Source organism: Aristaeella lactis (genome assembly GCF_018118585.1).
Taxonomy (GTDB): domain Bacteria; phylum Bacillota; class Clostridia; order Christensenellales; family Aristaeellaceae; genus Aristaeella; species Aristaeella lactis.
In genome coordinates, this window is the sequence record NZ_CP069421.1 from 469,097 (window position 1) to 482,627 (window position 13,531).

Sequence of the window (13,531 nt, forward strand, 5' to 3'; positions counted from 1 at the left end):
GTTACACCGTTGTGATTCAAGACATGATAGAATCATATCAGAGAAAAATGCCCTCCTGGTTTTTTCACGGAGCAAAGTGAAGGGAGACAAAAGAAATGAAAAAGTTCCTGATCATTATGGCGGCGGTACTGCTGGCAGGCATCGTATTCACCGGTATTGCCTCGGCAGAAACGAACTACACCAGCGTTTCTGAGATTCCCATGGCTGTGGACTTCACATTCATGCTGGAGTTTGATGACGCCGGTGAACCGCATATCGTGACGGATTATCCGTTCGAATCCACCGGAGCGACGGAAATGGTCCTGAATTACAATACCGCCGGAACGCTGAAGGCGGTGGAACTGACATATGAGTTTAACACAGGGGAAACCCGGGTGGTTATCTGGAATAACCGTTACTCCAGCTTCCAGGCGGCAAACCAGGCGCTCCGGAGCGGACAGCTGACTGTGGATAATACGATAAGTATCAACACATCAAACTATGGTCCGGAAACAGACTGGTTCCTGCTTTATTCCCTGGAAGGAGGACGATTCTTCCAGTACGATGAAAAAACCTATGCCCAGCCCGATAATGGCATTGAAACGGGAGGAACGATAAAAAGCGCCAGCTATGATGCTGACGGCAACCTGATCTATTCAAGTTTCATGAAACGTTCCAAAGACGCGGACCTGTGGATCATCTATGATGTGAACGGGGAAGTTACCGACTGCAGGATTGATCCGAATTACCGGAAATCCTCCTTCTACAGTTACGACAAGACCACCGGTCTTTTCAACGGAAAGAAGCTCAGCGAACTGGAGCTTGGATTTGATGATGAGGATCTGCAGGTACCTGCGATTGCCGCACTTGGAAGGGATCAGGTCAATGCTGAGCAGGCTGTTGCAGCAACAGAGACGGAACCGGCAAAGACTGAACCTGCGGCTGTGACAGCGGAAGAAACGCTCGTGTCTGTTGGCTATACCAGCGTGTCACAGATCCCGATGGCTGTGGACTTTACGGTCAGTGTGGAGTTCGATGACGCGGGCAATCCGCGTGTTGTGACGGATTATCCGTTTGAAACCACGGGTGCCACCGAAATGAACCTGACGTATGATAAAGATGATATCAGGGGCGCCATCACGGTGAATTACCGGGCCGAAACCGGTAAAACAAGAATCATTGGTTTTAACAGGAAGGTATTCCCTGACTTTGATACATCAGGAGCAGGAGACATGATCCGGAACGGCGTCCTGACCCTGCATGACAGTGTCTACGTCGGTACAACAAATGAAAACGAGCAGACAGACTGGTATCTGGCGTATTCCATCAGCAAGAAAGCTTATGTGTTTTATGAGGAAAAAACACATTCCCAGGGATTTAACGCCATGGGATCCGGTGGTACAGCAAAAACAATCAATTATGAAAACGGAATAATAAGCGACTCATCAATCATTAAGCGCATGAAAAATGCTGATATGATCCTGAACTTTGATCAGTTCGGCAATATGAGCAAATGCTCTGTTTCTCAGTACCGTCCGGAAAGCAAAACCTATGAATACAATGCCGAAACCGGACTATTTGACGGGAAGAAGATCAGCGAACTGGACTTTGGATTTGAAGAAGCAGACCTGCAGGCAGCCGCGCCTGCCGCACTTGGAAAGGAACAGGATAATGCTGAACCGGCTGCCGTAACAGAAGAGTCAGAACGAGCGGAGATTGAGCCGGAAACAGATAAGACTGAACAGGTAAAGACTGAATCTGCGGCTGTGACGGCGATTGAAAAACCTTCGATCGAAGAGTTTACCAGCGTATCAAAGATCCCGATGGCTGTGGACTTCACAGTCAGCGTGGAAATCGATGACGCAGGCATGCCGCACATTGTGACGGACTATCCTTTTGAAGCTATGGGTGCTACAGAGCTGGGTCTGCAATACAGCAAGAAGAATTTCAAGCATGCCACTGAACTGGTGTATGATGCTGTCAGGAAAGAAACAAGAATGGGATGGTATACTCCAAAAGCGTTTTCCAGCGATAATTATACTGACAGGATTGCAGAGGTCGGTCAGATGATCCGGGATGGCGTCCTGACCATGGATGACAGTGTCTGGATTGGTACAACGTATGAAAACGAGAATACGGACTGGTATCTGGAGTATTCCATCAGTAAGAAATCCTATGTTTTATATGAAGAAAAAACCCAATCCCATGGATATAACGCAATGGCAATAGGCGGCAAAAGTGCAACAATCAATTATACAAACGGGAAAATATCCGGCTCATCGATTACGAAACGTTTGGAAAAAGCTGATTTGATCCTGTCCTTTGATCGATATGGAAAGCTGCTTAGCGGGTATGTTACCCAGCGTGTTGTGGGAGGAAGCGCCTACGACTATAATCTCTCAACCGGACTGTTTGGTGGAAAAAAGATCAGCGAACTGGATTGGGGATTTGAGGAGGCAGACCTGCAAATACCGGCACCTGCTGCACTGGAAGCAGAGCAGGCGCCGGCAAAGACTGAGCCTGCGGCTGTGACAGCAATTGAAAAGCCTCCGATCGACGAGTTTACCAGCGTTTCGAAAATCCCGATGGCCGTGGACTTTACGGTCAGCGTGGAATTCGATGACGAGGGTGAGCCTCGTATTGTGACGGATTATCCATTTGAGACCATGGGCGCGGCGGTAATGAACCTGCGGTATGATAAAGGCGATATCCCGGAAGCCGTTGTGCTGAGTTACTATGCTGATACCGGAAGAACATGGCTTACAGGCTATAATGGCAAGTTATTTCCTGACCACGATACATCAGGAGCCTGGGATATGATCCGGAACGGCGAAGTGACCATGAATGACAGCGTCTGGGTCGGTACAGCGTATAGAAATGCGCAGACGGATTGGTATCTGGAGTATTCCATCAGTAAGAAAGCCTATGTTTCATATGAGGAAAAAACCCATTCCCAGGGTTTTAACGCCATGGGTACAGGCGGAATCAGGAAAAAGCTCGCTTATTCGGGTGATGAACTGGTGCGGTCCTATTATCAGAAAAGAACCGAAAATGCTGATCTGTGCCTGTACTTTGATCAGTTCGGTCATATGAACTCCTGCTATATTTCTCAGTACCGTCCGGAAAGTAATTCTTTTTACTACGATTTTGCTACAGGACTGTTTGGCGGGAAAAAGATCAGCGAGCTGGGACTTGGATACGAAGATGAGGACCTGCAGGTGACCGCGCCTGCGGCACTGGAAGCGGAGCAGAAATATGCCGGAACAGCAGAGACAGAACAAAAGACTGAATCTGCGTCTGTGACAGCAATTGAAAAGCCTTCGATAGACGAGTTTACCAGCGTATCAAAAATCCCGATGGCCGTGGACTTTACGGTCAGCCTGGAATTCGATGACGAGGGCAAGCCGCATGTCGTGACAGATTATCCCTTTGAAGCCACGGGCGCTACAGAAATGAACCTTGTGTTCAGCAAAAAGGATTTCCGAAGCGCAATTGATATGAGGTATGATGCTGCTACAAAAGAAACAAGGTTCAGCGGCTATTATCCCCAGGCCTTCTCCAGTGAGGATTATTATGAAATAGTGGAAGAGGCCAGCAAGATGGTCCAGAACGGAGAACTGACCATGGAGGACAGTGTCTGGATCGGCACATCATTCCATAGTGAGAAAGCAGACTGGTACCTGGAGTATTCCATCAGCGAAAAGACCTATTTGTCATATGAGGAAAAAACTCACTCCCAGGGCTTTAACGCCATGGGTACAGGCGGAGAGATAAACCAGATCAGTTATAATAACGGAATGCTCAGCGGTTCATACTATATGAAACGCGGGGAAAAACTCGATATGATCCTGCGTTTTGACGAATATGGCAAAGTGGTATACGGCTATATTTCGCAGCATTATCCGGCTCAAATATTCTATGAATATGATCCTGCCACCGGCCTGTTTGACGGGAAGAAGATCAGTGAACTGGGCCTTGGCTTTGAGGATAAAGACGTCCAGGTGTATGCGCCTGCAGTACTGAAAACAGAGCAGGGAAAGACTGATTCCGTGGCTGTGACAGCGGTTGAAAAGCCTTCGATGGATGAATTTACAGAGGTGTCGAAGATCCCGATGGCCGTGGACTTCACGGTTAGCGTGGAATTCGATGACGCAGGTAAGCCGCAGATTGTGACGGATTATCCTTTTGAAGCTATGGGTGCTACAGAGATGAACCTGGAGTACAGTAAAAAGGATTTCCGGTATGCTATTGAATTGACATACGATGCTGTCAGGAAAGAAACCAGATTCGGTGCATATTATCCCAATGCGTTTTCCAGTGATGATTATTATGGCAGGATAGAAGAGGCCAGTCAGATGATCCGGGATGGCGTCCTGACCATGGAAGACGGTGTATGGGTCGGCACAACGTATGAAAACGAGCAGACGGACTGGTATCTGAAGTATTCGATCAGCAAGAAAACCTATGTAACGTATGAGGAAAGAACACAATCCCAGGGATTTAACGCTATGGGAGCCGGCGGCATAGGAAAAACAATCAATTATGTAAACGGAACAATCAGCAAATCATCAATCAGTAAACGCATGGAAAACGCGGATATGATCCTGAGCTTTGATCGATATGGAAAGCTGCTGAGCGGGTATGTTTCCCAGTATCGCCCGGAAAGGAATTATTATGACTACAATCCCACAACCGGATTGTTTGGCGGAAAGAAGATCAGCGAACTGGGCCTGGGATTTGAGGAGGCAGATCCGCAAATGCCGGCACCTGCCGCGCTGAAAGCGGAGCAGGAGCAGGCAGAGACGGCGCCTGCAACAGTTGAAACTGAACAGGCGAAGGCAGAACCAGCCGCACCGGCAGCTGAAGAAGCTCCAGGGACGGATGCCGGACAGGAAACAGCGGATCCGAAACTGTTCGGGTACAAGGTAAAGGAAGACGGAACAGCTGAGATCACATCTGTCAAAGAGAGTATTACAGACGGCAGGATCCCGGCGATGCTGGACGGATACGCGGTGACATCAATCGGGTATCAGGCGTTTATGAATTGCAACAATCTTACGGTGGTTATTATTCCGGAAGGCGTGAAAAAGATCAGCCATTGGGCATTCTCTTATTGTGAAAACCTGAAAAACATCAGCCTGCCGGACAGTATTGAAGAGATTGGACAACCGCCGATCCTGCAGTGCTATAACATGCTGTCCTTTTCGATCTCCCCGAATCATCCGATCTACGCGTTCAGCAATTGCGCACTGATCAATAAGAAAAACATGCAGATGATCACGGCCTGCGGTATGGGAGAAACATATGAGGTGAGCTGGGGAATAACGGAAATCCTGGAAGATGCCTTCTGCAGCAGTGAAGTGAAAAAGGTTATTCTGCCGGACAGTGTACAGATAATTGGCATGTGTGCCTTCACAGGTGCCACGAACCTGGAAGAGGTCTTTATTCCGGAAGGAATTAAAGAAATAGGAACCCAGGCATTTATGCATTGCGGTATGCTGAATTCCGTTACGATCCCCAACAGTGTATACAGCATCGGAGCCGGTGCGTTTGATGACTGCAATAACCTGACGACTGTTCAGATTTCCAAGGATCATCCTGTCTATGAAGTGAAAGACCGGGTGCTGATTGAAAAGAGGACAATGACATTAATCAGTGTCGCCGGATCGATCAAAGGTGCTTATACGGTTCCGGCAGGAATCAAGGTCATCGGGACTGTCTCTTTACAGAATTGCTCTCAAATGACGGAAATTATTATTCCGGACAGTGTGATTACCATTGAAGATGCCGCAATCCCAAAGTTTTATGACATTGTTTGCAAAGCCAGGAAAGGATCGTGCGCAGAGAAGTATTGTAAAAAGAACGGGATAACGTTTGAACCAATAAAGTAAATAACCCTTACGGGTTAAATGAAATATTTCAAAGCAACGGTGTTGCTTTGAAATGTGAAATATCGGCCGATGGAGCGGCCGATGTGAAATATGCCTTCCGCAAGCTCAATCGACGCACTGCTTGCTTGGAGCGCTTCGCATTGCTTGTTTCGCTTGAGTCGTTCAGGTCGCTTTTGCCTTAGGCAAATGCCACACTGTGGCACCGCTTCCTTCGCTCCCCTGCGGGCGGGGAACTACTTAAAACTTAAGACTGAAAAATGAATAATGAATAATGGTGGAGAAAACAGCGCTGTGAAGCGCTGTTTTTTCGATTAAATGAGATTTTGGATTTACTGAAACTGGAAAACGATTACGAAATTTGCAGAAAAATGTTGGGGAAGAGGATAGGAATGCTTGAAAACACGGGCATATAATTGTACAATGATATACAGCATATTGACTCTGAACGAAGGAGTTTGCGCAAGATGATGCGGTTGCGATCCCTTTTCTGCCTGCTGCTGGCGCTCGTGTTACTGGGCACCTGTGGTTTCGCATGGGCTGAAGAGGACGAGATCGTTGAAGATATCTGGGTCGATCCGGATGATGAGCTTTCGGAAACCATCGAAAAGGCGACACCTGTCCTGGAAACAGAGGAAGTTTTCACGCCGTCCCACGGCAGTGCCTATACAGACGGGCAGGGATCAGCCTACTGGAACACTCCAATGGACATCAGCGATGAAGAAGCTGTATGGAATATGCTCATGGAGCCGATCACCGTGGTGGATCTGGGAAAGATCAAGGGCAAAAGCAAATCCCAGCTGACCAAGGTGCAGACTTACCTGTATCAGGAACCGGATGAGAAATCCAAGATCATCGGCGAAGTATCCAACCTGTCACAGGGACTTCGCGTGATCGAGACGCTGGATAACGGCTGGTCCCTGGTGGAATGTTATTCCAGTTCCTTTTTCTCCAAGCCGGCCACAAAGACCAAAGCATGGAACCTGCTCGTAAGCGGCTATATCCCGACAAAATACCTGAAGCAGGTGGAGCCAACAAAGCGGCTTGCCCTTGTCGTGGATAAGCTGGCACAGCGGCTGTATGTTTTCCAGGAAGGAAAGATGATCGCCACACTCCTGTGCTCCACAGGCCTGGTGCAGTGGAACGGATCAAAATATCAGCCGTATAACGAGACGCGCTCCGGAGAGTTCCTGCTGATCAACATGACCGGCCAGCTGACCAGCGACAAGCTGATCTGCGCCTACGCCATCCGTTTCAACGGCGGGGACGAAGTGCATGAGGTGCCCCATCAGAAAAACAAGGACGGTTCACATAACTACAAAACAACGGAACCGAAACTCGGCACCAAGTGCAGCCATGGCTGCATCCGGGTGCAGCGCCTGAAGACCCCTGAAGGGATCAACATGGCGTGGATCTATAACCTGGTGAATTCAGAGAAACTCTGCGGCAAGGTGAAGGTCGTTATCTGGGAGGACTGGCAGGGACGCCAGCTTCCGGAACCCGATCCGGAAACAGTGCTGTATTACAATCCGAACGGCGGTTCCTACTACCACCGGGAGGATCACTGCACCAACGGGAAAGGGATTACTTTTACACCCTTTACCTATTCCCAGCTTGATGAGGCACCCTACAGCAAACTGCAGGCCTGCCCGAACTGTGTGCCGGAGCGGCGGCTCCAGGACATCCAGGCCGTGAATGAAGTGTATGCGGAAGGCGGGGACCACGAGGAACTGCTGAATACACTTCGACAGGACTACTGGGATTATCTTAACAAGGATTGAAAGGAATCATATAACTTATCTATGGACATCAGAGAATACCCTGCTTACAGGGAAGAAGAAATACTGCGGCTTTATTCAGCTGTGGGCTGGAGTGCCTATACCAACGACCCGGCAGCTCTGCAAAAGGGATTTGAACAGTCCCTGCTGGTACTGGCAGCTTATGAGAATGATAAGCTGGCCGGAATCATCCGGGTTGTAGGCGATGGCGCCACGATCGTATTTGTGCAGGATATCCTGGTTTTTCCGGAATATCAGCGCAAAGGCATCGGAACGGCCCTGCTGAAAGAGATATTGGCCCGATACAGCCATGTGCGCCAGATTGAACTGACAACGGATTCCACACCGAAGACGATCGCTTTTTATGAATCCGTTGGATTCAGGAAGATGTCGGACATGGGGTGCGAGGGGTTTATGCGGGCATAGCCGCATAAACCCAATGAAATATGTCAAAGCAATTATATTGCTTTGACATGTGAAATATTGAACCGCAAGCGGTTCAATGTGAAATATTTGCCTGCGGCAAATGTGAAATGTGGCCTACCGGCCACGTGATATATACTGTGCTTCGCACGGGATATTTGCCGGAGGCAAATATGGAGACGCTGTACCGGGTTTATTGCCTGTTCAATGGTGAACAATACTGCAATGCATCATTACTGGAGGAAAAAGAAAATGAATATTACGATCCGTAAAATGAAAGAAACTGATTTTGAATCGCTGCATACCCTTTTATCCAATCCCGATGTGATGAAATACATGGAGCCACCTTATACCGAAGAGCAGACAAAGGAATTCCTGGAATATGCCCTGTCTGACGAACCCCGTGTTTTTACAGCGGAGGATGACGGTAAGTTCATCGGCTATGTGATCTACGGCACCTATGAGGAAGACACCATGGAACTGGGATGGGTGCTGCTGCCGGAATACTGGAACAAGGGATACGCATCCGCACTGACAAAGCTGCTGATGGAAAAAGCGGCAGCGGACGGAAAGAAACCGGTGATCGAATGCGATCCGGAACAGGCCGTTACCAAACACATTGCTGAGAAATACGGGTTTGTGTATACCGAAACCTGGGACGATCTGGAGGTTTACAGGCTGCCGGAACAAAAAATTTCATAATTCATAATTCATAATGGCGGAGAAAACAGCATGAATGCTGTTTTTCAGAATTAAAAAGTTTTGAAGCAAAGGGAACAGGAGAACTGTTGGAACGAAAAGGGGTATCCCCGTCGTTTCAACAGCTCCTGCTGTTCCGCTGGAGGACGGGAACATGAAAAAGATCGGGCTGGTGGGCGGAACAGGACCGGAATCTACGCTTATGTATTACAGGGAACTGAATACGAGGATAGACCGGATGACGGGCGGTAAAGCCATGCCGGACATTGCCATTGAAAGCGTGAATTTCCGCCGGGCCTGGGAATATGTTGAAAAAGGGCAGTATGACCTGCTGGTGGATTACCTGGCAGAGAAGATCAGCTGCCTGGAGGCAGGAGGCGCGGAAGTGATCTCACTGACTGCCGGAACGATGCATATTGTGATGGATGACCTGCTGAAGAAGACGAAGGCAGACCTTGTCAGCATTCCCCGGGCAGTGTGCCGGGAGGCACAGCGCAGGGGGTACCGGAGGATCGGCTTGCTGGGGACTATCTTTACAATGGAAAAGGACTACATGAAGACGGATCTCCGGGAAGCCGGAATTGAAGTTATCATTCCGGAAAAGGCGGACAGGGAACTGATCGCCAAAAGGATCCTGGAAGAGCTTGAGAACGGCATTGTAAAGGAATCCACGCTGAATGAATTCCAGGCGATCATCCGGAAAATGCAGGAACAGGACGGTATAGAGGCTGTCGTGCTGGGATGCACGGAACTGCCGATGATCCTGAATGAGGGAAACTGCCCGGCGGCGGTGCTGGACAGCGTGGAAATACATATTGAAGAGTTGATAAGGATTTCCATCGGAGATGGAAATCAATGAATTATTACAAAGCAACGTAGTTGCTTTGTAATATGAATTATCAGCTTACAGCTGATATGAATTATTGGGCATGAAGCCCAATATGAATTATTCGTCTTCGACGAATGTTTCAGGCAGTTATGGAAGGAAAAAGGATGATCTATTTTGTGCGGCACGGAGAGACCGTGTGGAATGTGGAGAACAAGATCTGCGGGGCGACGGACAGTCCTTTGACGGAGCGGGGACACCAACAGGCGATCGAAACGGGTGAAAAGATCCGGGAAAAGGGTATCCACGCGGATCTGATCCTGTATTCACCGCTATCCCGGGCAAAGGATACGGCGAAGCATATCGCTGAGATCACCGGGATTCCAATGAAGGAAGAACCGAGGCTGTTTGAACAGCATTTCGGGAAATATGAATCCACACCGCGGAACGGTGAAGAGTTCCGGGAAGCCAAGAAGCAGTTCCTGAACCGCTACGAGGGCGGTGAATCCATGTTTCAGCTGGCCCAGAGGGTTTACAACCTGCTGGACGAGCTGAAAGCTGACGGCGGCGATTATATCCTGGTGGCGCATAACGGGATTGCCCGGGTTGTGCAGTCATATTTTTATGAGATGACGAATGATGAGTATGCCGGGTTTGGGATAGGAAATGGAGAGGTGAGACAGTACAGATTCTAAGAATCTGTACTGTCAATGAAATATGTCAAAGCAATATAATTGCTTTGACATGAGATCCTTCGACTGCGCTCTCTTCGCACCGCTTGCTCAGGATGACACTTTCTAAGGAAGCAAATGTGAAATGTGGCCTGCCGGCCACGTGAAAGTAAGTGTTGCTGTCGCAACGGGATATTTGCTGACGCAAATATAGAGACGCTGCGCTGGGCTTATGGTTGTGCAAACAGCACAGAGTGCTGTTTGATTGAATTGATCAGATCTCTCCGCTCCGCCTTCGGCTTCGGTCGAGATGACAATGGGGACAACTGAATGCCAGCTTTTTGACTGGAAAGGATGATTTAGTTTAATCAGGAGTAAGAAGATGAAAGAATATATCAGGTTTTTGGAAGAGATCGCGGGGAACGGACATGTGGCGCTGAATGTGATGCAGTATGACGGATGGCTCCTGCGGTTTTCCAAAGGATATACGAGCCGGGCAAACTCTGTGAGTGTGCTTTATCCTTCCCGGAAGAGCATTGAAGAAAAGGTGGCATACTGTGAAGCGCGCTACGCGAAACAGGGACAGCCGGCGATCTTCAAGGTAACGGAACTGGACACGGAACTGACTGAATACCTGCTGAAAAGGGGATACAGCGTTGTGACGCCTACGGACGTGATGGTGCTGGATCTGGAGAAGACAGATCCTGCAGCGGATCTGAAGGACTGCGCTTTTGACGCGGAACCGTGGGAATGGTTGCCGGCATTCTATGAATTTGAAAACCGGAAGGATACGGCAGTACAGGCCATCTATAACGAGATGCTGTCCAAAGTGCTGGTAGACGCGTATTACTGCACAGTGATGAAGGACGGAAAGCCCGTGGCCTGTGCCTCAACCGCGGCGGAACAGGGATACGCGCTGCTGCAGAACGTGGTGGTGGATCCGGCACTGCGGGGACAGGGAATCGGTGAAAAGCTCTGCAGGGCGATCCTTGCCAAAGAGAAAGAACGGGGAACACGGTACGCATACCTGCAGGTGGTACAGACGAACAAGGCGGCCATGAAACTGTATGAGAAGCTTGGATTCAGCAAGGTGTATACATATCAGTATATGAAGCAGGCGAAATAAAGCGGATACAGGATTCCGGCTGACTGTTATCGAATATTGTTTATTCAACCGCTGCAGAACAGACAAGTGATCGGAGGAAAAACAGGCATGGTATCGTTTGAAAGTGATTATATCGCGGGAGCCCATCCGGAGGTCCTCAGACGGTTGATGGAAACCAATACCGAACCGCTGCCGGGATATGGCTCGGATCCATACTGTGAGAGTGCCAAAGAGAAGATTCGCAAGGCTGTTGGGATGCCTGAAGCGGAGGTCTGGTTCCTGACAGGCGGAACACAGACAAACGCGGTTGTGATATCCACCATGCTGGCGGATTATGAGGGCGTGATCGCCGCAAAAACAGGCCATGTGAGCACCCATGAAGCAGGCGCGATTGAATACACCGGCCATGAGGTTCTGGAATTGCCGCAAGCTGATGGAAAGATTGTGCCTGAAACACTTGAAAAGTACCTGAAGGACTATTTCGCGGATGAGAACCATGAACACATGACTTTTCCGGGAATGGTTTACCTGTCCCATCCGACAGAATACGGCACGCTGTATTCCAAGGCGGAACTGACAGATATTTCAAAAACCTGTCGGGAGTACGGGATCCCTCTGTTCCTGGACGGTGCCCGGCTGGGATATGCCCTGGAAAGCAGGAAAACAGACCTGACGCTGCCGGAAATCGCTGAACTGTGCAATGTGTTTTATATTGGCGGAACGAAGGTCGGTGCCCTGTGCGGGGAAGCGATTGTCTTTACCAAAGGGAATATGCCGAAGCATTTCCTGACTTCTGTGAAGAAACGCGGCGCACTGCTGGCCAAGGGACGGCTGCTGGGAGTTCAGTTTGACGCGCTGTTTACGGATGAACTGTATTTCCGGATCGGCCGGCATGCGATTGAGATGGCTGAAAAACTGAAGGATATTATCCGCAAACACGGTCTTCCGTTCTATAACCAGTCTCCGACGAATCAGCAGTTTGTGATCCTGGAAAACAGACAGATGGAGAAGCTGGGAGAGGATATTGCCTTCAGCTTCTGGGAAAAGACGGATGATACCCATACAGTAGTCCGGTTCGCAACCGGCTGGTCCACCACGGAAGAAGACCTGAAGGCACTGGACGAAGCACTGGGAAGAAGCCTGGCATAATCCCGGAATCATGAAAAGGGAGATGATGGACATGGATAACCGGCAGAATGACCGCAGGTCGCTGCTGATGATCGTTGCGTCCATGCTCATCTTCGGTACGATCGGCCTGTTCAGAAGATATATCCCGGTCAGCTCGGCTTTTCTTGCCTTTTTCCGCGGGCTTTTAGGAGGAATGATCCTGCTGGCCTTTACCAGGCTGAAAGGGAACCGGAACGGCGAAAAACTGCCGCGCAAAACGATCTTTCTGCTCATTCTTTCCGGTGTCATTATCGGCATCAACTGGATGCTGCTTTTCGAAGCGTACAATCATACAACTGTCGCGACAGCAACGCTGTGCTATTATATGCAGCCTACGATCGTGATGCTGCTTTCCCCAATGCTCTTCCGTGAAAAACTGACGGTCCGGAAATCGATATGCGCCCTGATCGCGGTGATCGGAATGGTGCTCGTGTCGGGCGTGACGGAAGGCGGAAACCGGCCGGAAGGACACCTGCAGGGTGTTTTCCTGGGCCTTGGCGCCGCAGTCTGCTATGCCACAGTGATCATCCTGAATAAGAAGATCAGCGGAATGGATCCATACCGGAAAACGACGGTCCAGCTGCTTTCCGCGGGTGCGGTGATGATCCCTTATATGCTGCTGACAGGCGGTATTGGTACAGGAGAATTCAGCGCAACCACGGCGATTCTGCTGCTGGTCACAGGGATTGTCCATACGGGACTGGCTTATGTGCTGTATTTCGGAAGCATGGACGGGCTGAAGGCACAGTCCATTGCCATGCTCAGCTATATTGATCCCGTAACCGCGCTGCTGCTGTCCGCCCTGATCCTGAGGGAACCGCTCAGTACGGCCGGCCTGGCCGGCGCGGTGATGATCATCGGATCCGCGATCGCGGCGGAATGGCGGAAGGAATAAACCGGAGAGGCGGGCGGCATGCCTGGCTGAGAATGAAGAAACCCAACGGAATAACAGAATACATACAGACATACGGAACATACCGGTACTGATCAACGTA

Annotated in this window: 9 protein-coding genes; all 9 read left to right on the top strand. The window is 49.6% G+C overall.

All coding sequences use genetic code 11. The features are described from left to right. Positions 1-95 precede the first annotated feature (95 nt). The 9 genes from JYE50_RS02290 (at position 96) to JYE50_RS02330 (ending at position 13,431) form a co-directional block, all read left to right on the top strand. Complete coding sequence (locus JYE50_RS02290) at positions 96-5,870, top strand: leucine-rich repeat domain-containing protein (protein WP_084094089.1); 5,775 nt, start codon at positions 96-98, stop codon at positions 5,868-5,870. 464 nt (positions 5,871-6,334) lie between these two features. Continuing rightward, positions 6,335-7,648, top strand: a complete 1,314-nt coding sequence (locus tag JYE50_RS02295) for a L,D-transpeptidase (RefSeq protein WP_084094091.1) — start codon at positions 6,335-6,337, stop codon at positions 7,646-7,648. A 21-nt stretch (positions 7,649-7,669) separates the two neighbouring features. Further along, the gene (locus tag JYE50_RS02300; RefSeq protein WP_084094093.1) at positions 7,670-8,071 is read left to right on the top strand and encodes a GNAT family N-acetyltransferase; all 402 of its coding nucleotides are present in this window, start codon (positions 7,670-7,672) and stop codon (positions 8,069-8,071) included. Between the two features lie 249 nt (positions 8,072-8,320). Then, entirely contained in the window at positions 8,321-8,770 is a 450-nt protein-coding gene (locus tag JYE50_RS02305) for a GNAT family N-acetyltransferase (protein WP_179138156.1), read from the top strand. Positions 8,771-8,921: 151 nt separating this feature from the next. Further along, positions 8,922-9,626 carry an aspartate/glutamate racemase family protein gene (locus JYE50_RS02310; protein ID WP_084094096.1) on the top strand — a complete coding sequence of 235 codons (705 nt, stop codon included), beginning with the start codon at positions 8,922-8,924 and terminating at the stop codon, positions 9,624-9,626. 134 nt (positions 9,627-9,760) lie between these two features. Continuing rightward, positions 9,761-10,288, top strand: coding sequence for a histidine phosphatase family protein (locus JYE50_RS02315; RefSeq protein WP_179138157.1), 528 nt, complete (start codon positions 9,761-9,763; stop codon positions 10,286-10,288). Positions 10,289-10,646: 358 nt separating this feature from the next. Next, positions 10,647-11,390 (top strand): GNAT family N-acetyltransferase, encoded by a 744-nt coding sequence (locus JYE50_RS02320; RefSeq protein WP_084094098.1) that lies wholly within the window; start codon positions 10,647-10,649, stop codon positions 11,388-11,390. Positions 11,391-11,477: 87 nt separating this feature from the next. Further along, on the top strand, positions 11,478-12,518 hold the full coding sequence (locus JYE50_RS02325) for a threonine aldolase family protein (protein WP_084094100.1): 1,041 nt from the start codon (positions 11,478-11,480) through the stop codon (positions 12,516-12,518). Positions 12,519-12,549: 31 nt separating this feature from the next. Further along, positions 12,550-13,431: a DMT family transporter gene (locus tag JYE50_RS02330; RefSeq protein WP_283399131.1), complete on the top strand. Its 882-nt coding sequence runs from the start codon at positions 12,550-12,552 to the stop codon at positions 13,429-13,431. The last annotated feature ends 100 nt before the right edge of the window (positions 13,432-13,531 follow it).

Coding starts and splice junctions, on each gene's coding strand:
- JYE50_RS02290 (WP_084094089.1), top strand. CDS start 96: ATGAAAAAGTTCCTGATCATTATGGCGGCGGTACTGCTGGCAGGCATC.
- JYE50_RS02295 (WP_084094091.1), top strand. CDS start 6,335: ATGATGCGGTTGCGATCCCTTTTCTGCCTGCTGCTGGCGCTCGTGTTA.
- JYE50_RS02300 (WP_084094093.1), top strand. CDS start 7,670: ATGGACATCAGAGAATACCCTGCTTACAGGGAAGAAGAAATACTGCGG.
- JYE50_RS02305 (WP_179138156.1), top strand. CDS start 8,321: ATGAATATTACGATCCGTAAAATGAAAGAAACTGATTTTGAATCGCTG.
- JYE50_RS02310 (WP_084094096.1), top strand. CDS start 8,922: ATGAAAAAGATCGGGCTGGTGGGCGGAACAGGACCGGAATCTACGCTT.
- JYE50_RS02315 (WP_179138157.1), top strand. CDS start 9,761: ATGATCTATTTTGTGCGGCACGGAGAGACCGTGTGGAATGTGGAGAAC.
- JYE50_RS02320 (WP_084094098.1), top strand. CDS start 10,647: ATGAAAGAATATATCAGGTTTTTGGAAGAGATCGCGGGGAACGGACAT.
- JYE50_RS02325 (WP_084094100.1), top strand. CDS start 11,478: ATGGTATCGTTTGAAAGTGATTATATCGCGGGAGCCCATCCGGAGGTC.
- JYE50_RS02330 (WP_283399131.1), top strand. CDS start 12,550: ATGGATAACCGGCAGAATGACCGCAGGTCGCTGCTGATGATCGTTGCG.